We start from the raw sequence: 23,967 nt of genomic DNA on the forward strand, positions 1-23,967 counted from the left end.
TTGTTCTAAAACATAGCGTGAGTTTAGATTTTTACTCACCTTACGCACGCAGGAGCACATATTTAAGAGTTGATAGATAAAGTGCAATTATTAAAAATATCTAACTTTAGAGTTAAAATATTATGCTACATCTACTATCTAATTTCTTTAAAAATTCAATGATATAATCACTATTAACTTTAGGATTATCAGTTGTTACTAAATTTAGACTCTTTAGATCAATCGCACCTATAATATGCTTACGTTTCCAACCACTAAAACTTGGTAAAGTCTTAGCTACATTCTTCCTAATCCAACCAAATCTTGCTCTAGATTGATATTGAGGATGAACACTATCCATAAAGTAAATAGACTTGTCCCTAGCTAAATTATTTCTTAACAAACTATATTGTAGCTTAAATTCCTCTTGTTTAGCTAAATCTATTTTCCCAGAAAGTAACTTAGGTTTTTTATAACTAAAACCCAGTCTATGTAAAAGATTGATTACCCCAGCTAATGTATAAATTACTCCATATTCCCTTTCTATATATAAACCTATATCTCTAGCATAAACATAATTATTCATTTCTAGGTGGTTTATTAATTCTTCTTCCTATCCTCTAGTAAGGTTTAATATCACTACCCCCATTTTCGGGCTTAAGCTTCTTATCATTATGATAGTCTATTAAATGTTTTCTTATCCCTTCATTGCTCAGTAATAAAACTTTTGCTATCTCAGCAATACTATAACCATCATCATACATGAGAACGGCTTTGATTCGATCATAAATTCTCTTATCCCTCTCACCTCTATGACACAGCTTTAATTCTTCTCTTTCTACTGATATTAATTTCCTATAACTCATCCTGATTTTATAATACTTTCTTACTTCAATGACAACTATTCATTTATTAGAGGTATACTCATTATAATAATCTATTAAAATAATCAGTAAGAGAAGAAAATGGTACTGTGTTATTATATAAATTTGATTTTTTGTAATTTGTAGTTATATTAAAACAATGTGTGTGTAATTGTCTTGCAACTTTTGGCATTTTTAGGTAAGTAGCAATAGTGAAGAAGAACTGTAAAGTTTCTAAAATCGTTTTCCACCCTTTTTCAGGAGATTTAGCTCCTACTGTTTGTATATTATGTAATCGGTCACATAATTTAATTAATAGCAACTCTTTTTTCTTTTGCTGATATAATATTTTAACTATTTCTGCTGCACTAATTTTTTTAGCATTTTTAACTCGTGTTAAATCTTCAACTTGATTAGCAATCTTATGGCCAAATTCTTGTATAATCATTTCTTTAGTAAGTAATGTATCTTCAATACAATCGTGCAATATGCTGGTTACTATGATATCTGTTCTAAATAAATAATCAGAAACCATATATGCTACTTCTAAAGGATGTGAATAATACAACTCTCCTGTTTCTCGTTTTTGTCCGCCATGATATTTTTTAGCAAAATAAATTGCTTTTTTAATTTTATTAAGATCAACTTTGTGCTCAGAAATCTTATTAATAAGTATGATTTTAGTTAATAGCCTTTTACTATATCGGCAATTTGATAGATCTGTAATTTTTACTTTGTCTAGCTCAATATCTATACCTTTAAGTAAGTTTAACTTTCCTACAATAGGAGCTATAGTTTTTTGATGATTTTCTTGATTTTTTGCCATCTATCTATCCCTAATATTATTTAAGTGTAGTAAGAATCATAGCAATAATCAAGAAAATCATACTTGTTAATTAATAGAGTACTTTCAAAACTTTACTTTTAGAGATAATTTGTGTGTGTATTATCATCAAAACCTTATAAGTATCAACATTATTTATCATAAATCAGATCATCAAGAAGAGGTAACTTAATTGGTATATTACAGACGATAGTAGTACTTTTACCTTGTTCACTTGTTACTTCAATCTCTCCATTTAGCTCACCAATTAGACGTTTTACAAAACTTAATCCTGATCTAAGTCCATGATATTGCATAGCAATATCAAATTTATCAATCTTTTCATGAAGATGTTGCCTGATTTCTTTAGATAAACCAACACCACTATCATGTACCATAAATTGGAATACCATTTCTCTATTTTGTTGTTCTGATTCTAATAATGCAGGACTAATAGCAAACATGTTCACTGTTACCACAACTTTACCTTCTTTAGTAAAGTTAATAGCGTTATCTATTAACTGCTCTAATATTACTCCTATTCGATAAGTATCACTAATTATAGCATTTGTTAAATCATACTGAAAATTACAAGATAAATTTAATCCCTTACGTTGAGCTATTGGCATCGCTTTATCAATAATCTTGTTTACCAACTGTTTTGGATCAAACTTATTTAAAACTATAGGAGGTAGTCCAGAATTATTCTGTAGATAACTAATTATGTTGTTATAATAATCCAGTAATTCTTCAGCACAATTTACTACACTAGCTAGATAATCCTTTTTCTCAGGATTATCTTCTATTTCATAAAGAGCTGTTACTAATGAAAAAATTCCATTACATGGAATCTTTAATCCATGTACCATATTTTGAACTACATCTCTTTTAAATAACTCAGATTCTTTCAATTTATTATTTGCTTCTTGTAATTCTAATTTATATTTAATTATATCAGTATAATTTGTGATCGTCGAATTAATGACATTCTCTTCTTGCTGATATGGTATTAATGTGACAGATATGGGAGATAATTGAAGATTCCAATTTGTTTTAGTAATATTATGATTATCTTTTGGTTGATTTTGATTATTAATTGTCATAACATTTCCTTGCTGTTAAAGTTAAGAAAACAGCTCAGAGGTTAAGGTGATAAAATTTTGTTGTTTTTAACTTAGCCTCTGAACTCAGAACTGCACCACGGCCGCTCTTAACAAGGACAGATATCACCACAATTCTGCGAAGTACAGAGGATTTAAGAGCTTTTTGACAGATTTTTATACAATTAGGCAAACAGCTGCACAAATGAGACACTGTTAAATTAATATTGTTGGTTAACTCAATTCTTTATCCATTACATATAAATCAAAATCAGCATTAATTATGCTACAAAAATTATCAGAAATTCCTTCGAGTACAGCATTTTGCTAGCATTTAAGCCTATTTTATACTATAATTATAGTGTAAATATTTGAATAATAATTTCATGTCAGTAAATAACTCAAACAAAACACAACCATTCCTACAATGGGTTGGTGGTAAAAGAAAAATTGCCGATCAATTAATTAAGTTTTTTCCATCAACACTAAATAACTACTATGAACCATTCCTTGGTGGTGGGGCTTTATCTGATATTAATCTAGAGCTAGTGACGTCCTATAATGCGGTTAAGAAGAATCCAGATAAGGTTAGTAAACTATTAGACTCCCATAAAGAAAAACACTCCAAAGAACATTATTATCAAGTTAGAAGTAATAATGACAGTAATGACCCAGCGAAGATTACTGCAAGATTTATCTATCTTAATAGATATTCATTTAAAGGCATTTACCGAATTAATATTGATGGCAAACCAGCTCAAACTTTCTCTGGTAGAAATTATAGTAAATCTGATATTGCCTTTAGATTAAAACAGTGTAGTCAGCTTTTATCTGGCACATCTATTTGTGCTATGGATTTTTCTTTCATTGAACCACAAAAAGGTGATTTTGTTTATTTTGATCCTCCTTATCATAAGTCAGGTGAGAAGTTTTATACCAGATTACCATTTGATGAAAATGAGCAAACGAGACTGCGAGATTTTGCTACAGAACTCAATGATAAAAATGTTAAAATAATGGTTTCTAATAGTAATACTCCCTTTATTAGAAACTTATACAAAAATTTTAATATTAGTATTATTAAAGTTAAATATTCCATGCCTGAACATAATAAAATATCTGATGAAGTAGTTATTACAAATTATCAATTACCACAATAGCTTAGTTATATTCAAACTTGATTAATTCAAAGCAATAATCTTGAGTCTTAAAAGCTTCTGTAAGATCTTGCATATAACGATTCCTAACATAATAATCATTAAAAGCCGTTGTTGATTTAAGGATTATTTTCTTATTGATGATATCTTCCTCTACAACTACTAATTTACTTAATACCCCAAAATCAATATATTGGTTATAACGTTCGATAAGAAATTTCCGTACCCTGTACCATACTGAATCAGGATTTAATTGCCTGCTAAGCTGCAATAGATAATTTTGTTTTTCATCTTCAGTATTATTCTGCTTCGTTTTAAGTTCAGCAAATGGTATGATTTGCAACTGTCCAATATTACTGCCATAGATCATTCGCACTTGCTGCAATATTTTATCTTGGCTATGTTCTGAAAGAAGCATATTTTTAAGCAGTTTTATTTGATACCTATTATCTACTACCCCAATAAATGAGCAGGAGCTTAGTAATTCATAAGCTGAATCAGGATCAAAACTACCAACAATTTTACGTTTTAGCTGAGCTTGCAAGCTAGTATCAAGGCTACTTTCTATCTTATCTAGATATTGTTCTTTAGCGTTGTTTAAGTCGCTAGATTTAAACTGAAATGCACTATTATTAGCTTTAGTAGTTTCACGTAACTCATGAGCTAAAGCTTTAGCCATATAGTTTAGTAACACTTTCTTATGACCAAAATGGTGATTGGAATATTCTCCTGCAAGCTTTAAGAGCAATTTGTTGATAAAATCTAGGTTAAATTCTCTATTTGATTTTACTTGCAGTAAATCAGCATCTTCTTGGCTTAATGGATAAAAATCTGCTAATTTCTTTCTTTTGAACCAGCTTTTATGATTAATAGCCCTAATTGCAGCATTATTGCTACTTATAACTGCTTGCAGTGTAGTATTAATCCGTGTAGCACCTGTTGTGATATTAGCACTAGAGAAATTAGTATTATCAGCTTGTTGTTGATCGTTGATTGAGCTTGTTGCCTTGAATTGTAAATCTGCTGCAAGTTTTTGTTGTTGTAACTGTTGTTGATTATTGTGAATAGATGCATTTTTTTCATTTTCAGATGGTATTTTGCTAGAAGTAGGTTGGAAATTTTTAGCCAGCTTAATACAAGGAGTATTGCGGCATTTAATACCATATTTCACGATTGTTGCATTATAAACTTTAATAAAGCTACTTTTTTGTAATTCAAGTAAGCATTGTCGTACTCGTTCTTGACACACGCCTAGGGACTCTTGAAAGAAGTGATAAGTTTCCTGAAGTTCATCAATGCTATTATTATGATAGATTTGCAAGCGAAAGACTATTAGAGATAGTAGCTGTCTTGCAGTTTTGCTTAAGATTTTACCATTATTAGAGGTAAGAGTACTCCATTCAGGTGGAATAAAATTACCAACAAAATTGTAGAAGATAGTGTGATTTTTATCACTATGATTATGGATTACACAATCAGGAGTGAAATGTGAGCAGCATATAGTGTGCATAAGACCTCAACTTAAACATCAGGTTTAATCGAGGTAATAAGGCAATTAAAGCAGTATTTTTAAAAATGCGAGGAGCATATAAGCAGCATACAGAGTAGGGAGGTAAAATTAGTAGATTATGAAAAGCTAGGAGGTAAGGTGGTGGGCGATAGAGGATTCGAACCTCTGACCTTTACGATGTCAACGTAATGCTCTAACCAACTGAGCTAATCACCCTTATAAATATTAAGTTCTATATTTATTGTATAATATAGTAGATTTCAAGCTTTATTTACATTATTTATAGTATTTTATTATCTATTCTACAAATTTTTTATGACAAACTTAAAATCTAAAGCTTTAGACTTTTCACAAAATTTTGTTATTGCACTTGATGGTCCTGCTGCTTCCGGTAAAGGTACTATTGGGCTTATGCTTGCTGAAAAATTTTCTTTAAAATATGTTCAATCTAGTATTGTTTATAGGCAGCTTGCTTTTAATTGTATTAAAGAAAAAATAGACATTACAGATATCAATAAAGTAATCTCCTTATCTAAAGAAATAGATATTACAGATAAGTTTGACTTAGAGGATGAAAATATAGGAGGCGTTGCTTCGCAAATTGCCGTAATAGCTGAGGTAAGAGATAATCTAAATAAGCATTTAGTAAAGTTAATTAATATTACACCTCGAATTCTTATGGAGGGTAGAGATATAGGGACAATAGTTGCACCTAATGCCGATTTTAAAATATTTATAACCGCAAACCCTAAGGTTAGAGCTGAGAGGCGATATAAACAGTTGCAAGCTAAAGGGAAAGCATGTATACTTGACGAGATTTTACAACAGATAATTCTGCGTGATAAAAGAGATAAAGAGCGAGAAGTAGCACCTTTATTACCGGCTTTGGATGCTTTAATTATTGATACTTCCAAGCTTTCACCCTTATCGGTTGTAGAACAAATAACGCAATTTATATTAAAAGAATAAAATAACTTGGTGCTTATAGTTTATTTTATTTAGAGGATATTTTTCCAAACTCGCTTATAGATAGAAATGTCATCTAGTTGCTTGACCACGGGAGAGATTGCCCGCGTGGATCGAGAGTCGTCTGAGCTACGCGAATGAAATGAACGTGGCAATCCAGAAAAAATAATAAAAAATGCTATAAGTTAGCATTTTTTACTGGATTGCTTCGTCAATTACTTCGTAATTTCCTCGCAATGACGGAAAAACTGATCCACCCAGGCAATGCCACCACGGGATGACAGTGATATTTGGAAAATATCTTTTTTATTAACCCTTTAAAAAGATTATCTATTAGTTCAGCACCGCTAATATTTACAAGAAAAATATGACAACAAAATTAAAACAAAGATTCGTTCCACAACTTGCAGCAGTTAATCATGAATTTGAAGATAATTTTTCTAAAATGCTTGAAACTGTTGATACGAGTCATATAAAACCTGGAACAGTAGTAAAAGGTCAAGTAGTTGATATTAATGAAGTAGTGGTTGTTGACGTTGGATTAAAAAATGAAGGTAGAATACCTAAATCTGAATTTTTATTATCACCGGCACATAAATTACCTGAGATTGGTGATTTAGTTGATGTTTATATTGAAAAAACTGAAGGACATAGCGGCAAAACCCTAAGCCGTGAGAAAGCGATAAAAGAAGAATTATGGGGTCAGTTAGAACTCATGTGTAGCAAAGGTGAGTTTGTTGATGGTACAATTTTTGGTCGTGTAAAAGGTGGGTTCACTGTTGATTTATCCGGTGTTGTAGCGTTTTTACCAGGAAGCCAAGTTGATGTTAGACCAATCAAAGATCCTAGCTCTATAATGAATATTAGACAGCCATTTAAGATCCTAAGCATGGATAAAAAGCTTGGTAATATAGTTGTTTCAAGAAGAGCTATATTAGAAGAATCACGTTCTGAAGCTAGAGACGAGATGCTATCTAAAATCAAAGAAGGAATGATCCTTGAGGGAACAGTAAAGAATATTACAGATTATGGTGCATTCATTGATCTTGGTAGTGTTGACGGCTTATTACACTTAACTGATATTTCTTGGGGTAGAGTTAACCACCCATCAGAAGTGCTAGAATTTAATCAGAAAGTTAAAGTAATGGTTATTAAGTTTAACGAAGAGACAAAAAGAATATCTCTTGGTATGAAACAACTTGATTATAACCCATGGGAAAAAATTAAAGAAGAATTCCCTGTCGGTAAAAAAATGACTGGAAAAGTCACAAATTTTGCTGATTATGGTGTGTTTATTGAATTAAAGGATGGTTTAGAAGGGCTTGTCCACTCAAGTGAAATTAGTTGGCTTAAATCTAATCAAAATCCTAGAAAGACTCTGACCATAGGTCAAGAAGTAGAATTCATGGTGTTAGAAGTTGATACAGAAAAACATCGTGTTTCTTTAAGTATTAAGCAATGCCAGCAAAATCCTTTAATAAAATTTGCTGAAACTAATCCTGTTGGAACAGTGATTAAAGCTCCAATTAGAAACATTACTGATTTTGGAATCTTTGTTGCACTTAGCGACAATTTAGACGGTATGATTCATGAGGGTGATATTACTTGGGAAGATAATGGCAATGAGTTACTCAAAACATACAAAAAAGGTGACGAAGTAGATTGTAAAGTTCTAACAATCAATATTGAAAAAGAACAAATTAGTCTAGGTATCAAGCAATTAACTCCTAATCCATATCAAGGAATTGCTGATGAATATAAAAAAGGAACAGTAGTTAAAGCTGTTGTGACAGCAATCAAAGACGATGGATTGGAAGTATTAGTAAACGATAAAGCCGCAGGATTTGTTAAAAAATCTGATTTATCAGATGAAAAAGAAGAACAAAAGCCTGAAATGTTTGCAGTAGATCAAGAAATCGAAGCAAAAGTTGTTTCTATCGAAAAGTCAACCAATAAAATTTTATTATCAATAAAAGCCCATAAAATAGCAGAGCGTCAAAAAGCTCTTAAAGAATATGGCTCTAGCGATAATACAACCAATATGGGTGACATACTTGCTAATGCTTTAGAAGATAGTAAGAAGTAGGATTGTTAGTCAATCTCCTCGGTGTGTCATCCCGTGGCTTATCCACGGGATGCATTGTTGCGTGGATACTAAGTCGTCATTGCGAGCGAATGAAATGAGCGTGGCAATCCAGAAAAAATAATAAAAATGCTATAAGTTAGCATTTTTATACTGGATTGCTTCGTCAATTACTTCGTAATTTCCTTGCAATGACCGAAAAACTAATCCACGCGGGCAATGCCACCACGGGGTGACACATATCCTTCCAACAAAAACTTTAAGGAAAAATATCCAATGTCCTACGTACCGATAGTAATTGAACAAACCTCTAGGGGTGAGCGTGCTTATGATATATATTCAAGGTTATTAAAAGAACGCATAATCTTTGTATGTGGTCCTATTGAAGACCATATGGCAAATTTGATTACTGCTCAATTATTGTTCCTTGAGGCAGAAAATCCGGAAAAAGATATATATATGTATATAAATTCTCCTGGAGGAGTCGTAACAGCTGGTCTTGCAATTTATGACACGATGCAATATATCAAGCCTAAAGTAGCTACTCTTTGTATCGGTCAAGCTTGTTCTATGGGGTCATTTTTACTTTGTGGTGGTGAAAAAGGAATGAGATACAGCCTGCCGCATAGCCGTGTTATGATCCACCAACCATCCGGAGGTTATCGAGGTCAGGCAACAGATATAGAAATTCATGCTCAAGAAACATTGAAAATCAAAAAAATCCTTAATAGCTTATATAGTAAACATACTGGGCAAGATGTGAAATATGTTGAGAAAAGTATGGAGCGTGATAATTTTATGTCACCTGAAGAAGCAAAAAAATTCAGCATAATCGACAAAATAATTACGTACAGAGATATTAAGTTATTAAAAGATAAGGAATAAAGCCAGTAGCAAATCTTCATTGCGAGGAGATGAAAGTTTCGACGAAGCAATCTTAGGATGTTTGACGAGATTGCCGTGTCAATGCTTTGCATCTCCGAAGTTGTTGCGTGGATCGGTTTTCCAATTGTCATCCCGTGATTTATTCTATAGTACCGGACAGTTTAAAAAAAATATTATATTTTTTTCAGGTATAGGTGACCTTATATGTCATTCTTAGCAACGGCGGGAATCCAGCATAAAGCGAGATAAATCGAGCTTTTAATTTAAAAAACTTGCTGCTTTTATGTTTATTTTACTGGATTCCCGCCGTTGCTAAGAATGACATATAATAATAAGTCCGGTACTATAGATTTATTCACGGGATCCAGTTAAAAATACTAATATTATTAGTATTTTTTCTGGATTGCCGCACTCATTTTATTCGTTCTCAATGACATAAACGAGCCATGCGACAACTCCCGAATCTCCTCGCAATGACAGTATCTTAACACAACACATAAAAAAACTTATAGATTTAATACTATTATTAGAGTATAAACAATTATCTTTCTATTAGGGGTCATAGCTCAGTTGGTAGAGCGTTTGAATGGCATTCAAAAGGTCGGGGGTTCGATTCCCCCTGGCTCCACCAGTTACTTTAAGGCTTTTTAGCCTTTCTTAAATCTTCTAAAAAAACATATGTTCCTTATATGTTCCAAAATACTTAATTTTAATATTGAGATGATATATTTCTTAATAGTACTAACTTACTATTAACTAAAGCCAATAATCCATTTTAATTTCATTTATCTTCAACTGCTGTTACGGGGCATTTCAAGCATCAACCTTGCGGCAGAAACTTAACCGAAGTGAATACGATAATGCCGCCGATGAGCTCCTTAGATGGGTAAAAGCTAAAGGCGGTGTGAAGCTGCAAGGACTCGTTAAACGTAGAGAAATAGAGCGGTCTTTGTTTTTGAGTGAAGCAGCTACAGCAGCGGTTGTTAGTTCTGCCTAAAATACTCTCTACATTTACATCTTAATAAAAATTCTTTAAATATTCTGTTATAATCACAAGTAGTAATCATTGCTAATTATTAAACTTCCTATTATTTCCATGTATCCCTTACTAATATTTACATTTCACAAATTATTCCTAAGTTATTAATTTATATCCTTGGTTAAATTTCTATTACATTATTAAATCTTTTTATCTAGATTTTTTTCATAGCTCATTTTTAACAAAATATTAAAAATTATAGAATTTAATTAAGGAGTAAATGTATGAAAGAATTAATAGGGTTTTTAAAAAAACACGAATCTATTGAAGAAGTTAAGGAAGAAGTTAATCGTTTAACTGCCCCCCTTAACCTTAATATTGAAAAATTTTATCAAAAAGACAATATAGAAGAATTAATAGAATTTTTAAAAAAGCATAAGTTTATCGAAGAAGTTAACCGTTTAACTACTCTTAACGTTAATGGTGGTCCTGATGATAGTGAAACAGTACTATATAATAAAAACATAAAAAATTTTACTAAAGCTTTAAAAAATAATAATACTATTACCTCTCTCAATATTATAAGGAACGATATAGGGAACATAGAAATTGAAGAAGTTATTAAAGTTTTAAAAATTAAAGCTTTAAATGGTAATAATACCCTTGCTTCTCTTGACCTTAGTAGTAATAATATTACAGAGGAAGGAGTAGCAAAAATCGGTGAATTTCTAAAGCTTAATACTCTTAAGTCGCTTAGTCTTGATAACAATTCTATAACAGATACAGGATCCGCAATAATTGTTGAAGCTCTAAATGGTAATACTTCCCTTACTTCTCTTACACTTAGAGGCAATTTTATAGCAGATGATGGAGCAACAAAAATCGGTGAATATCTAGTAAATAATAATTCTCTTACTTCTCTTGATCTTAGTGAAAATAATATAGAATTTGCGACAGGAATCGCTAGAGGATTAAAGGATAATTCTACTATTACTTCGCTTCATATTTATCGCATGGAACACGACTATGAAAGTAACTATACTTATGAAGTAAATCCAATAGGCATTGAGGAAATAACAAAAAAAATTGAATTAAATTGTAAGTTATTTAAAAAATTCAGTTCGTTATTATACGATTATTTTTTTAAAAATGATAGTAATAAAATTTTTAAAGTTTTAAATGCTCATAAATATTATCAAATAGTTAACAAACAATTATTAAAAAAGGATTTGATGAAAAAGGTAAGTGATAATCCTATGAGACCTGAGGTTGATGATATTGAAGATAAGCTGCAAGAACTAAATAATTTTATTAAAACAAACATTTTTACTATTAAAGGTGTATGTAAAAAATTAACGTCCAGCATTTCTGGTGATGTTAAACATATCTCTGACTTATATCCGAAATATTAGATCATATAGTATCTTATTTAGATGATACGCCTTGGGGATGTGAAGTTAAAGTTGCAGGAAATAACGAATAAAAAAGGGGATAATTTGTTCCCTTAAATTCTTATGCTGCTTGTGAATTTTGTTGCATAAAAAAAGCGTCACTAATTTGGCTTCTGTGAGTGGTATTGGTTAGCAAATCTTACTACTTGCTTCCACCATTCCAAATTTCTCATTTATTTGTAGTATACTACAGATACTTTAAAAGCTGGAAGTCAAATAAGTGGTAGTAGATAACTAGGTTAGCAAAGGCAAATCCCGAAGTTCGACGTACCAAATTTTGAAGTATCAAAGGTATACATCACAATAAATTTTTTATTTGGGTTTGTTCTAATTTTTCTTCTTTTTCTAGCTTATTTAAAAAATCCTTATAGAAATTATTCGTAACATATACTAGCTCCATGTTCGAGTTATCTTCAGATGATTCAAGTATTACTAAGCAATCATCATTTCTAAAAGTAGCCATTTTTCCACTTTCTTGTTCTATTACATTATCTACCAAAATATATTTATCTTTCAAAATCTCATAAAATTCTTCAAATTTATTTTTATCTATAGTTAAAATTACTGCTTCTATTATATTAAAATCATTACATATTACTAAAGCTTTAGATATGTATTTTTCATTAGGTTCTATAAAATAATTATGCCCTTGCCAATAATTAAGTTCCTCTCCAGTAATTTTATATTTTTTTATTAAATCTGAAGTGGTAGCTTTATTTAGCTCAAGCCCAAGCGGAGTAGGGTTAGAGTAAGAGTTTAAGGATAAAAATACGATAATAAAGTATAATAAGTTTTTTATAAACATATGAAAACCTTAGTGAATTAGATCGGGGAATAGGTAAGATTATTTTTTATAAATTGATATCCGTACATTATTAATATCATAATATTTATAATTTTTCAATTAAAAGTTAAATAAAATCCTCTTAAAACTTAATATTAAAAATCTTTACAAAATTTAGTGAAAAAAGATAAAATCTAATATATTATAGATAATTATATCTTTAGCTCATTACATGGTAATTTTTAGTATAGTTTTTTTTAAAACCGTTTCAGTGTTATTAAGTGTAGTAATCGGGTTTTTAGCGGGTAAATACTCAAATGTTGAAAGGGACAGTATCTCTTCTTTATTATTCTATTTTATATCACCTATAGTATTCTTTACTATTCCTGCTAGCACAACTTTGACATTTTCAGCATTAAGTGTTACAGTTGTAACCTTTGTAATTGCGACATTGTTGTCATTATTTTCTTACTATTTTTTCGGTAAATTTTGGCAGGATCATACACGTAATATTATAGCTTTGTCTGCTGGTACAGCAAATGGGGGATATTTCATGTTGCCTATAGCTGCTGCACTTTTTGATGATTATACGCTAAGTATTTATATGATGGCAGTGATAGGCGTTAATATTTACGAGTGTTCGGTAGGCTTTTATATTTGCATGCGAAGCTTTGCAAATACTACTGATAGTATATTGAAAGTAGTAAAATTGCCAATTTTAAATGCATTTTTTCTAGGTTGCTTATTTAGTTTTTGTGGTTTTACTTTACCTGATTTCTTGGATGATTTTATATATAATATGAAAGGTTCTTTTTCTATACTTGGTATGGTTATGGTAGGACTTGCTCTTTCATCACTTCAAAAATTTGAAGTGGATATAAAATTTACTCTTGCTACTTTTGCTGCTAAATTCTTATTTTATCCTTTAGGGGTAGGGCTATTTATCATGTTTGATCATTTTGTAACAAAATGGTATAATAATGATTATTATAATGCGTTAAAGCTACTTTCTACAGCTCCCTTAGCTGCAAATACCATAGTTATAGCAAATTTACAAAAATTTTATCCTGAAAAGGTCGCTGCCACCGTGTTTTTATCGCTACTTTTTGTAGTAGTATATATGCCGACAATGGTCAGTATATTTTTAAGTGATTTAAATTAGTAGGTTTATATGAAAATTAACTCAATTAAAGTTGGTCCATATATTAACTTTCTTCCTCTTCAATATATACCAGAACATAAAATTTCTTATGTAGAATTTGGTGATCCCCAAAATAAAAACGTAGTAATATGTGCTCATGGCTTAACAAGAAATGCTCATGATTTTGATAAAATAGCTAAGGAATTAAGTAAAGATTATAGAGTAATTTCTCTAAGCTATCCCGGACGCGGGGATAGTGAAAATTTTAAAAAAACCAGCCATTATAACTATACTACTTGATATTAAAGATACGTTGCTGTTTTTAAATAAGTTAAAGATAAAAAAACCTATTTGGCTAGGTACTTCAATGGGCGGAATTATAGGTATGGTTCTTGCCAGTAAATTTAAAAATATTTTTAAAGGTTTAATATTAAATGATATAGGGGCGTTTATAGATTCTGCTACTTTAGTCAAAATTGCAGCTTATGCTAAAAAAACTGTCATATTAGATGATCTAGAAAGTGCAAAAGAGCATTTAAAGCTTATTTATGGACAATCAGGGATTAAAAATGAAGAAGATTGGGATTATTTAACAAAGTATAGTGTCATTTCTACGTTTGGCGGAAAATATAAAATGAATTATGATCCTGCTATAACAAAAGGCATAAGAAATGTCAAAAGCCAAAAAGATGTAGATTTATGGTCTGTATGGAATAAAATAGAATGTAAAATATTACTGATTCACGGCATTAAATCTCAAGTTCTAACAAAATCTACTGTTGAAAAAATGCAAAAAACAAAAGATTTTGATCTTTACGAAATTAAATATGCAGGTCATACTCCCTCCTTAACAAATTCTAATGAAATTGAACATATAAAATCTTGGTTAGAAAAATTATAAAAAAATAAATTAAATTATGAAAATTACTACTAAAGTACTGATAATCGGCTCAGGTCCTGCCGGTTTAAGTGCAGCTATTTATGCAGCAAGGGCGTCTTTAAATCCAATATTAATTAATGGTATTCAGCCTGGCGGTCAGCTTACTATTACTACCGATGTTGAGAATTATCCAGGATTTGCAGAAAGCGTACAAGGACCTTGGCTAATGGAACAGATGCGTATGCAGGCTGAAAATGTCGGCACTAAAATTGTTAATGATTATGTTGAGAAAGTGGATTTGTCACAAAGACCTTTTAAAGTGTCTACAGGATCTAGGACAGAGTACGAAGCTGAAAGCATAATTATTTGTACTGGTGCGGAAGCAAGATGGCTTGGTATTCCTACAGAGCAAGAATTTATGGGATTTGGGGTGTCAGCTTGTGCTACTTGTGATGGTTTCTTTTTCAAGAATCAGGAAGTAGTAGTAGTTGGTGGGGGTAATAGTGCTGTTGAAGAGGCTTTATATCTGACCAATCATGCAAGCAAAGTTACTATAGTACATAGACGAGATAGTTTTAGAGCTGAGAAAATATTACAAGAGCGGCTATTTAAAAATCCTAAAATATCTGTGATTTGGGATCATGTAGTAGAAGAGATAGTTGGTAATAATAACCCAAAATCTGTTATTGGAGTTAAAATTCAAAATGTTCATACTAAAGAAACAAGCTTAGTAAATTGTAACGGCGTATTTGTAGCTATTGGGCATAAACCAAATACTGCTTTATTTGCAGGACAAGTTACAATGGACAGCGATAATTATATTATTACTGCACCTGATAGCACTAAAACTAATATAGAAGGTGTTTTTGCTGCTGGTGATGTTCAGGATAAAATCTATAGGCAGGCTATAACCGCAGCAGGTACTGGCTGTATGGCTGCCCTTGAAGCCGAGAAATTTTTGAGTTCTGTATAGATACTAACTCGTCATTGCGAGCGAGCAAAGTGAGTGTGGCAATCCAGAAAAAATAGTAAAAAAGTACTGATTTTAGTATTTTTTTACTAGAGTACTTCGTCAGTTATTACATAACTTTCTCGCCATGACGGATCTTTTTTTAAATTTTTTATTGTTTTTTAGAATCATATTTTATAAACCTCGACCTTGAGGAGATGATGATCTACTATTTTGAACACGGTCAGCAAATGATTTATTATCAGCTGATTTTGTATTACTTATAATATTTTGCTTTGTATCCTTTTGTATATCTACATTTTTTTGAGGCTGCCCTATCTGAGTAGTTTGTACTGGTTCTAGTTTATCAAACATTCCATACATAATCGCTTTATAGTCTTCACGTGTAGGTACTAAATTTTCATTTGTTCCTTTATAATTAGGGATATAGTCTTTTATATGATTAACAAATTCCTGATTTATTTTTGCTAATATTTTTTGCTCAGCTATAGTAATATTATTAGGAGCATTAACATCTATCATCCCACTATCTAAACGCTCCAAAGCATCTTTTAATGCTGCATCTTTCATGATAGTTTCATCTTCTTTTAATTTATTCACCACTGTCTCTATAAAAGGTGCAATGTTATTGTCGTTAATAGCTCCTATTTTATTTGCTTGTTTTTTTTCTTCTTCTTTATAATCTGCAAATTTAGTAAGTAATGTTGTGTCTATTTCTGAAGCACTATCTATAATTTGTGAATATGTTCCTTGAATACAAGCACTAGTATTCTCTCCATAAGTTGTTGCTGCTACGTAGAGCTGTTTAGCTAAAGTAAAGTTTTTTTGTTCTTTCCAAATTTCATCTATATTAAACCCACTTACATTGTTAAATAAGTTATTTAATTTATCATCACCTATATTATTCAATAATTTATGAAGATTTTCTCTACTACTTAATTGTTCTAAAGTAAGATTTTGATCATTTAAGATTTTTTTAACCTCAGTAAATTTTGCTTCAGTCAATTTAGGATTTTTTGCTAAAAGAGTAACACATAATTCTTGTTTATCCCTAGTGGGGATAGCTGCTTTATCTATTAATTCACTTACTAGACCAATTGATTCAGGAATAGTAGTTTTCTTTTCTGATCCCTTTCTCCAATCATATTGGATCAAAGCCTTATATTTGGAACTGTTTTCGTTTAAATATTCATTTTTTAATATATTTTCTGATTTTTCTTTCACCTCCTTAATAAAATTTTGATCATCTGGAGCTTTATTATTTCCTAAAACCCTCTTCATTACGCTGTGTTTTTCGCCGTCAGTTAATTCAAGAAGTTTAATAGCTAGAGGGTTATTATCTTTATATAGCTCAGGAAGTATTTTATTTTGGTATTCTTTAGCACTTTCTTTGAGTTTATCAGGCGGTAACTGGGTCGATTCCATTAATTCATTTGTTATAAAATTAGTCTTCTTTACAGCTTCACTTTGATGCACAGATTGATTATCTCTTGCTATCTCTTCTAAAGTTTGATCTTTCATTTCTGGAGGAATCATGCCATGTTTAAACAGAAACTCCTGCATCTTAGGAGAATGAGTATAGAAAAGTGCCAAATCATAACCATCTGTACTTGTTGAATTGATTGCAAAAGGAAATTTTGCTGAATTTTCTATTATATATCTGATTACATTACCTTCTTCATCAGCTGGTGCTAAATCAAATACCAAATCTTTTACAGTATTTTCTATTTTAAAGTTTGGTTTATCCTTACTATCTCTTATTTTAACTAAAGCATTATAAAGCTTTTGTTCCTTTGATAGGGAAAACTCAATATTTTTAAATGATGACTTTTCAAAGCATAACACTACTGTAGCCCCTGTTATTTCTCTACAATTATACAAACTAAGATCAGTGATTTTATTATCAGGAGCATTTACTAACGCCTCAAATCCCTTATCTGTTATATTAGACCCCGCTAAACTAAGTTTAGTAATATTTTCCAAATTAGGAGAGTCTGCTAAAGCCTTGAAGCTTTCATCACTTAATTTAACACAGTATGATAAATCAAGATCAGTAATATTTTTAGCGTTAGGAGAGTTTGTTAAGGATTTAAAACCCTCATCAGTTAATTCCCAACAACGGGATAAGTTAAGATTAGTAATTTCAGGATGCTTGTTTAAATATTCTAATAGATCCGGAATATCATCATTACGTAATTTACCATTAAAATTTAGTATTTCATTTTTTTTGTAGCTATCGAAATTCATATATTACCTAGTTTTAAAGTATTAATAAAGAAAATTAATATTCACTTTAACATTTATATATAAATATTAACTTTTATTTATATGGCACACAATTTTATTATTAATTATCTTTAAAAAAATTTAGCTAATATTTAATTTAAGTAATAAAAACACAATATAGGGGTTTAAAATATAAAGGAGAAGTATTTGCAGTATATACTCATTTAATAAATTAAACTTTATCTAGTAACTTTTCACTTATTAGAGTATATCATCTTGTAGATAAATCGGCATTTTTTTGAGATCAAAAAATGCTTTAAGGTAGTCATCACGTGGCTTGTATATAGGTTGTTGCATAGCACTTATGTTATTCCTCGCATGAGGCTTGCCTGCGTGGATCAAAAAACATGATCGGTGTCATCCTGTGGCGGCATTGTTGCGTGGATCAATTTTTCCTCTGTCATCCCGCGACTTGATCGCGGGATCCAGCTTAAAATACTGAAATTATTAGTATTAAAAGTTGCTTTTCTGGATACCGTGGTCAAGCCATGGTATGGCTACCTTAGGGCGTTTTTTGATCCACGCAACAATGCCATCACGGGATGACAGAAGAAAAATTGATCCACGCAGGCAAGTCTTACGCAGGAATGACATAAGAGTCATATAGTAAAGTTTACTATTATTCTAAATCTGTAGTCGGTGTATGTTGTTCACCCATCAAAGTACCAGCAATAATTATATTGGACATACCACCGACAATAATGTCTTCAGTATTTGCTAAATCCATAAGACCTTCTTTTAGCTCGTTAACCTCTTCTTCAGTAGCTAGATTATTTTTAAAAATAGTTGGTGTTGCTTCTGCAAGAGATTTATAATATAGCAGTTTTTCCTCTTTCGTTTTTAGTAAAGTATTTTTAAATTTGTAATCTGAATCTGAAAATTTTAAGCCTGCGTCTTTATAAAGCTTTAACAACTTCAGACCTAAATTATTATCTTTATTTAAATGCTTGTTAAGTTTAGCTGCTAAATTAACTAATTGTGGTAAAGCGGGGCTATCTGAAGAACTAAAAGCTAACTTAGATATAAGTTCTTGTGATACAATAACGCCGGTATTTAATTTAAGAACATTTTTAACAATATTTAACGCTTCTTGAGGGTGAGTTAATTGCATAAAAAGAAATCTAGAAAAAACAAAATCTATTGTGCCATTCAAGCCCAAATTACCAACATCGTTCACAGGCATTTGATGAAATTCTATATTAACTCCTGCTTTCTCTGCAGCAGCTTTAGCTATTTCTAGTTGTTTTTCACTATTATCTATTGCAATAACTCTACCTGAAGATGTCACTTGTTGTGCTAGCCAAATAGCCATTGTTCCCGTACCACATCCAAGTTCTAATACTGTCATCCCTGGTTGTAAGCCCTTTTTTAATAAGAATTTACAACTTGAAGGATTATTTAACCTGTTTATTAAATCGTGACGATCTTGCCCTTCTTTTCCTAATGCAAAATGATAGACTCCTTTTTCTTTTGCCATATTTTAACCTTGGATTAAATTGAAAGTAGTAAAATACTATATGAAAATATACTTTTGTCTAGATTAAAATAAGTAAATATTTAATTTAAAGTTTATAATTGTTAATTGACTTTTTTGGGGAGTTAAGTATAAATTTTAACTGAAGCAGTTAAAACTGTTTTGGGGCTTAGAAAACCCTATTAGAGATGGTTACATTTTCCAAAAAAAATGTGTTCCTCGACTTGGTCGGGGTGGTAGTAGCTATGTTCAAGGTATAACCTAAAGGTTACTACGGCTGTTTCTCTAACGGTTTTTCTAACGCCCTGGCCACCAAAAGGTATAATTATTGGTGGTTAAGTTTAATTTAATAAGTTTAACGGTGGCAAGTCCATGGCTAACCAAGATCAATTAATAAAAAACTCTATTCTTTTACTAGAACCTCCTTATAATTCCAGAAGCGACAAACTTAAAACAAGAATTGCAGCTTATTGCAAAAAATATAATTTAGGTATACCTGAAACTATTGAATTGAAAAATCCTTATGATCATGAAAGTTTAAATGAGCTAGTAGTGCAGGTAAGAGATTGTTCTATTAAACCGGTTATAGTCATAATTCAAAAGCTTTCAATGAATTCGTCTATCAATAAAATACTTTGGGCGGTGCTTGGTACGCTTAGTACTTTAAAACTTATCAAAGTTAAAACTTATTATGAAATAAATAAGAAAATAGTGTTAGAGATTATAAACGAAGATAATAATTTTATACATAAAGCTACAATTTTTGCTAAGAAATATGGATATAATGAATGGCAACCGCTGGAATATCTAACCGAAAAGCTTGAAGAGTAATGAGGCTTAAAATAGCATATATGATTTACTAACCTAAAATAGTTATAGGGGGTGAATAAGTGATACTTTTTTATACAACGAAATTCACGAGCAGTATAAATTTAAATGGTGGCGGCAAGCTACCGCCACCTATCCTTACTTAATTAATTTTTGTTATATCATATCCTACACTCACTAATCCAGCTAAAATAAGCTCCTCATCATTATTATTAATTGCCTCTTGGATTAAATCAGAGCTTAATTTATTCTCTGCAGCAGCTTGCAACAATTTTGGATTACTCAAAAGCGGATTATCATAAATTATTTTTGTTACCGCAAGTATTGGCATATAGTTGGCTTTTTCATTCGTTTGCATTGATATCGTTGCATTGATTTCATCTTTTAAATCCAAAAGTTTGCCTTTTTCAATTTTTCCTGTTGTAAGCTCTTTCATACTAGCCGTTATTTTCTCTATATAAGATATATCCGTTAATAGCGGTACTCTGCTTATTATTTCATTTATAGAATTTTGCATTGTAATTTTATTACCTGCAGTAATAGCATTATTGTTTTCCAAATTAGCAATTACCTTTGCTGTTATTTCTTTGAATATACTTAACTTATCTTGTTTTATTTTTTCAGCTGAACTTTCTAAATTATTTTCAGGTTGATTTTCATTTCTCGTAGTTAGACTCAATTTATTTTGTTGTTGTGTTATTAATTGATCTACATCCTCTTCTAAAACTGCAATTCTTGCTTTAGTAATTTTATTTTCAGCAAGTTTTTCTATGTTCTTAGCTATCTCTTCTATATCACTTTTATCGTCCAATTTCTGTACCTTACTTACAATTTCCTTTATACTGTTTTGCATTAAATTTTTATCTTGTTCATTAATAGTTGTACTGCTTTTTATTTTAGTTGTCAGCTCTGTTACTTTGTTGTCAAATTCAGTAAGTTTTTCCGTGCGTATTTTATCATTTAATAAAATCTGCTGTTCTATTATGTGGTTTAAATATCTTTATAAAATTTCAATGCTTTCTATAGTAATTTCACCCTTTGCAGAGTTTTCCATATTTATAATCATAGCATTTATGTCATCTTTGTTTGTAAAAGTATTTACCGCTTTTGCTATCTCATTTATTCTTTCTTGTAATTTTCCTTTATCTTGTTCGCTAATATTATTGTTATTATTTAGTTGAGAAATTACTTTGAATACTATCTCTTGAAATGTAACCAATCTCTCTTCAAATGTAGCGTGCTGTTTGTCATACTCCTCTAATAGAATTTTCGCTTTAGATATTTCTTCCCTACTTGCTTGGGTCATTAATAATTTACTTATTTCTTTTAAACCTTTGCTAGCCGCTTGCATTAATGCTGTCTGGTCATTATTATTAATTTTATTAATAGCTTCAAAAGACATTTTAATTATTAATATTCTTGCTACTTCAGTTAAACCTTGTTCTATTGCTAAATGTAATGCGGTATTAGAGTTCTCATCAACATTATTGAGTATATGCCCGCTTATATCCTTAGCCAATTTCTCTGCTTCTTCTAGATTATTTTCTCTTATCGTTGATAGTAATTCTTTAAATTGTAATTCTTCTTGTTCTGCTTTCTGTATTGCTAGTAGCTCAGCTTTTTGTGCCTCTAGTTTTGCTTGCTGCTTAGTTAATAACTCAGCTTGTTGTTTTTCTTGTTGTATTTGAGTTAATTTTGTAGTTATAAGTTCGACAATTTTATTGCAATTTCTTGATTTTGCTATATCCAACGCTGTTTTACCATTATTATCAATGACATCAATTAGTTGAGGATGCTCTTTTATAAGTAATTCACAAATTTTTTCTTGTTCGCCGATAGCTGCACAATGCAGAGTTGTATAGCCATGTTTGTTAACTTGATTAATAAGCTGATAAGTCATTTTGGATATAAGCAATTCACAACTCTTCATATGTCCTCGAGAAGCTGCTTTGTGTAAAACCGTATTACCCTCATTGTCCACTATATTAATTAATTGATGATTATTTTTTATTAGGAGTTCACATAGTTCTTCATTTGGTTTTTCAGTAGCATAATGCAAAATTGTACGACCATTATTGTCAGTAACAAAAATTAGTTCAGGATTTTCTTTTATTATTAAATCATACATAAATAGTCCTCTTTTAACTGCATAATGTAGAACCGTACTACCCCATATATTCTTTATATTAATTAATTGAGGATGTTCTTTTATAAGTAATTCACAAATTATCCCGTCTCCAGAAATAACTGCTTTATGTAAGACAGTATTACCACGATAGTCCTTTATATCCAATATTTGAGGATTTTTTTCTATAAGTAATCTACAAACTTTCTCTTTTCTATCTGTTCCTTTAACTGCATAATGTAGAGCCGTATTACCTTGATTATCAACAATATTAACTAGATCAGGATCTTTATCCGTCAATAATTTACAAATTTCAAAATCTATGTTATTTACCCGAGCATTATAGAAACTAGCTGCCAAATGCAGAGCGGTACGACCTCCTTTATTCACGGACTTAGTTATTTGAAGATTCTCGTTTATAAGTAGTTCGCAAATTTTTGTTTGTCCACTATTAGCTGCTAAATGTAAGACAGTATTGTCCTGTTTATCAACAGTTTTAAGTAATTCAGGTTTTCTATTTATAATTAATTTAAAAATCTCAAAATTTCCATTTTGAGCTGCATAATGTAGTTCTGTATAACCTTTATCATCAATATTATCAAGAAAGTTAGGATTTGCTTTTATTAGTAACTCGTAAGCTTTTACAATTCCATTTCTGGCTGCGTAAAGTAGCTCTGTATAGCTATTATTATCTATAACCTCAAGAAACTTAGGATTTTTCTCTATTAGTAAATTACAAATTTCCTCATTTCTTTGGGTGGCTGCTAAATGTAGTACAGTGTTGCCATTTTTATCAGTAATATCAAGAAGTTCAGGTTTTTGTTCTATCAGTAGATTACAAATTTTTTCATTTCCACTGTTAACTGCCCAATGCAGAGTTGTATAGCCATTTTTAGTAATAGTATCAACTAGTTTAGAGTTTTCTTTTATGAGCAATTCACAGGTTTTTTCTTGTTTATGAATAATTGCTAAATGTAAAGCTGTATTACCATCTTTATCAATAGTATTAAGAAGTTCAGGTTTTTTTTCTATAAGTAATTTATAAACTTCTTCTAGTTTATTATTAGCTCTATTTTGGAAAATTAGACAATAACCCTTATTATCAACAATTTTCAATATATTAGGGAGCATTATTCCTGGTTTAGCTCTCAATTGTTTAGTATACTTAGTGTGCTGTCCTCCCCCACTAGCTATTGAATATAAAATTGTATGACCATCATTATTAGTGATATCAATTAGTCCAGAATTTTCACCTAAAATTAATTCAGAAATTTTTTCATTTCCATTAACAGCTGCAAAATGCAGAATTGTATTGCCTCTTTTATCAAAATGATTGATTACTTTGGGATTTATATTTAGTAATTCATAAATTTTTTCATTTCCGTTACTAGCTGCAAAGTGTATAGCTGTATTGCCGTTTTTATCAGCTACATCTATTAAACCAGAATTTTCTTTTATGAGTAATGCACAGATTTTTTCATTTCCATTACTAGCTGCAAAATGTAGAGCTGTATGACCTGCATCATCAATAGAATTAATAGCTTCTTTAGACATGTTGGATAGTAATAATTTGCAAATTTTTTCATTTCCATTACTAGCTACGTAATGCAAAGCTGTATAACCGTATTCATCAACAGCATTAATAGCTTCTTTAGACATTTTGGATAGTAATGGTTCGCAATT

General features: G+C 30.7%; 19 protein-coding genes, 2 tRNA genes and 1 pseudogene. 11 read left to right on the forward strand and 11 right to left on the reverse strand.

Annotated elements, in window-relative coordinates; translation table 11 throughout:
* Nucleotides 1–112: 112 nt before the first annotated feature.
* The 4 genes from AAHF54_RS02220 to AAHF54_RS02235 form a co-directional block, all read right to left on the reverse strand.
* Nucleotides 113–565 carry a winged helix-turn-helix domain-containing protein gene (locus AAHF54_RS02220; RefSeq protein ID WP_342170138.1) on the reverse strand — a complete coding sequence of 151 codons (453 nt, stop codon included), beginning with the start codon at nt 563–565 and terminating at the stop codon, nt 113–115.
* A gap of 34 nt (nt 566–599) precedes the next feature.
* Complete coding sequence (locus AAHF54_RS02225; RefSeq protein WP_341788967.1) at nt 600–845, reverse strand: helix-turn-helix domain-containing protein; 246 nt, start codon at nt 843–845, stop codon at nt 600–602.
* A 61-nt stretch (nt 846–906) separates the two neighbouring features.
* On the reverse strand, nt 907–1,668 hold the full coding sequence (locus tag AAHF54_RS02230) for an HD domain-containing protein (RefSeq protein WP_341788968.1): 762 nt from the start codon (nt 1,666–1,668) through the stop codon (nt 907–909).
* A 149-nt stretch (nt 1,669–1,817) separates the two neighbouring features.
* Nucleotides 1,818–2,768: a HAMP domain-containing sensor histidine kinase gene (locus AAHF54_RS02235; RefSeq protein WP_342170139.1), complete on the reverse strand. Its 951-nt coding sequence runs from the start codon at nt 2,766–2,768 to the stop codon at nt 1,818–1,820.
* 383 nt (nt 2,769–3,151) lie between these two features.
* Between AAHF54_RS02235 and AAHF54_RS02240 the strand changes: the two genes are divergently transcribed.
* Nucleotides 3,152–3,925 (forward strand): Dam family site-specific DNA-(adenine-N6)-methyltransferase, encoded by a 774-nt coding sequence (locus tag AAHF54_RS02240; RefSeq protein ID WP_342170140.1) that lies wholly within the window; start codon nt 3,152–3,154, stop codon nt 3,923–3,925.
* 1 nt (nt 3,926) lies between these two features.
* Here AAHF54_RS02240 and AAHF54_RS02245 read toward each other — a convergent pair whose 3' ends face one another.
* Nucleotides 3,927–5,432, reverse strand: a complete 1,506-nt coding sequence (locus tag AAHF54_RS02245) for a hypothetical protein (protein ID WP_342170141.1) — start codon at nt 5,430–5,432, stop codon at nt 3,927–3,929.
* A 139-nt stretch (nt 5,433–5,571) separates the two neighbouring features.
* Nucleotides 5,572–5,648 (reverse strand) — tRNA-Val (locus AAHF54_RS02250).
* A 99-nt stretch (nt 5,649–5,747) separates the two neighbouring features.
* Here AAHF54_RS02250 and cmk point away from each other — a divergent pair.
* The 6 genes from cmk (at nt 5,748) to AAHF54_RS02280 (ending at nt 11,757) form a co-directional block, all read left to right on the forward strand.
* A complete protein-coding gene (gene cmk, locus AAHF54_RS02255) occupies nt 5,748–6,401 on the forward strand; it encodes a (d)CMP kinase (protein WP_341788971.1) in 654 nt (217 codons plus the stop codon).
* Nucleotides 6,402–6,765: 364 nt separating this feature from the next.
* The gene (locus tag AAHF54_RS02260; RefSeq protein WP_342170142.1) at nt 6,766–8,484 is read left to right on the forward strand and encodes a 30S ribosomal protein S1; all 1,719 of its coding nucleotides are present in this window, start codon (nt 6,766–6,768) and stop codon (nt 8,482–8,484) included.
* 273 nt (nt 8,485–8,757) lie between these two features.
* Nucleotides 8,758–9,366 carry an ATP-dependent Clp endopeptidase proteolytic subunit ClpP gene (gene clpP, locus AAHF54_RS02265; RefSeq protein WP_342170143.1) on the forward strand — a complete coding sequence of 203 codons (609 nt, stop codon included), beginning with the start codon at nt 8,758–8,760 and terminating at the stop codon, nt 9,364–9,366.
* Between the two features lie 555 nt (nt 9,367–9,921).
* Nucleotides 9,922–9,997: transfer RNA gene (locus AAHF54_RS02270), tRNA-Ala, on the forward strand.
* Between the two features lie 141 nt (nt 9,998–10,138).
* A complete protein-coding gene (locus AAHF54_RS02275) occupies nt 10,139–10,363 on the forward strand; it encodes a lysozyme (protein WP_410525916.1) in 225 nt (74 codons plus the stop codon).
* 266 nt (nt 10,364–10,629) lie between these two features.
* Complete coding sequence (locus tag AAHF54_RS02280) at nt 10,630–11,757, forward strand: hypothetical protein (RefSeq protein ID WP_342170144.1); 1,128 nt, start codon at nt 10,630–10,632, stop codon at nt 11,755–11,757.
* Nucleotides 11,758–12,094: 337 nt separating this feature from the next.
* Here AAHF54_RS02280 and AAHF54_RS02285 read toward each other — a convergent pair whose 3' ends face one another.
* A complete protein-coding gene (locus tag AAHF54_RS02285; protein ID WP_341788976.1) occupies nt 12,095–12,601 on the reverse strand; it encodes a hypothetical protein in 507 nt (168 codons plus the stop codon).
* Between the two features lie 211 nt (nt 12,602–12,812).
* On the opposite strand from AAHF54_RS02285, the gene AAHF54_RS02290 reads away from it, so the two are divergent.
* The 3 genes and pseudogenes from AAHF54_RS02290 to trxB all read left to right on the forward strand — a co-directional run bounded on the left by AAHF54_RS02290 (nt 12,813) and on the right by trxB (nt 15,574).
* Complete coding sequence (locus AAHF54_RS02290) at nt 12,813–13,742, forward strand: AEC family transporter (RefSeq protein ID WP_011477117.1); 930 nt, start codon at nt 12,813–12,815, stop codon at nt 13,740–13,742.
* A gap of 9 nt (nt 13,743–13,751) precedes the next feature.
* Nucleotides 13,752–14,622 (forward strand): annotated as a pseudogene (locus AAHF54_RS02295) (alpha/beta fold hydrolase).
* Between the two features lie 16 nt (nt 14,623–14,638).
* Nucleotides 14,639–15,574, forward strand: a complete 936-nt coding sequence (gene trxB, locus AAHF54_RS02300; RefSeq protein ID WP_341794411.1) for a thioredoxin-disulfide reductase — start codon at nt 14,639–14,641, stop codon at nt 15,572–15,574.
* A 171-nt stretch (nt 15,575–15,745) separates the two neighbouring features.
* Here the strand turns inward: trxB and AAHF54_RS02305 are convergent, their stop codons facing one another.
* Nucleotides 15,746–17,818, reverse strand: a complete 2,073-nt coding sequence (locus AAHF54_RS02305) for a hypothetical protein (RefSeq protein WP_342170145.1) — start codon at nt 17,816–17,818, stop codon at nt 15,746–15,748.
* A gap of 658 nt (nt 17,819–18,476) precedes the next feature.
* Nucleotides 18,477–19,334: a class I SAM-dependent methyltransferase gene (locus AAHF54_RS02310; RefSeq protein WP_342170146.1), complete on the reverse strand. Its 858-nt coding sequence runs from the start codon at nt 19,332–19,334 to the stop codon at nt 18,477–18,479.
* 369 nt (nt 19,335–19,703) lie between these two features.
* On the opposite strand from AAHF54_RS02310, the gene AAHF54_RS02315 reads away from it, so the two are divergent.
* Complete coding sequence (locus tag AAHF54_RS02315; RefSeq protein WP_341788982.1) at nt 19,704–20,162, forward strand: hypothetical protein; 459 nt, start codon at nt 19,704–19,706, stop codon at nt 20,160–20,162.
* Between the two features lie 139 nt (nt 20,163–20,301).
* Here AAHF54_RS02315 and AAHF54_RS02320 read toward each other — a convergent pair whose 3' ends face one another.
* Complete coding sequence (locus tag AAHF54_RS02320) at nt 20,302–21,012, reverse strand: hypothetical protein (protein ID WP_342170147.1); 711 nt, start codon at nt 21,010–21,012, stop codon at nt 20,302–20,304.
* A 147-nt stretch (nt 21,013–21,159) separates the two neighbouring features.
* Nucleotides 21,160–23,943 (reverse strand): ankyrin repeat domain-containing protein, encoded by a 2,784-nt coding sequence (locus AAHF54_RS02325; protein WP_342170148.1) that lies wholly within the window; start codon nt 23,941–23,943, stop codon nt 21,160–21,162.
* Between the last annotated feature and the right edge of the window lie 24 nt (nt 23,944–23,967).

Origin of the sequence: Rickettsia endosymbiont of Seladonia tumulorum (assembly GCF_964030815.1) — a bacterium.
Classification (GTDB): domain Bacteria; phylum Pseudomonadota; class Alphaproteobacteria; order Rickettsiales; family Rickettsiaceae; genus Rickettsia.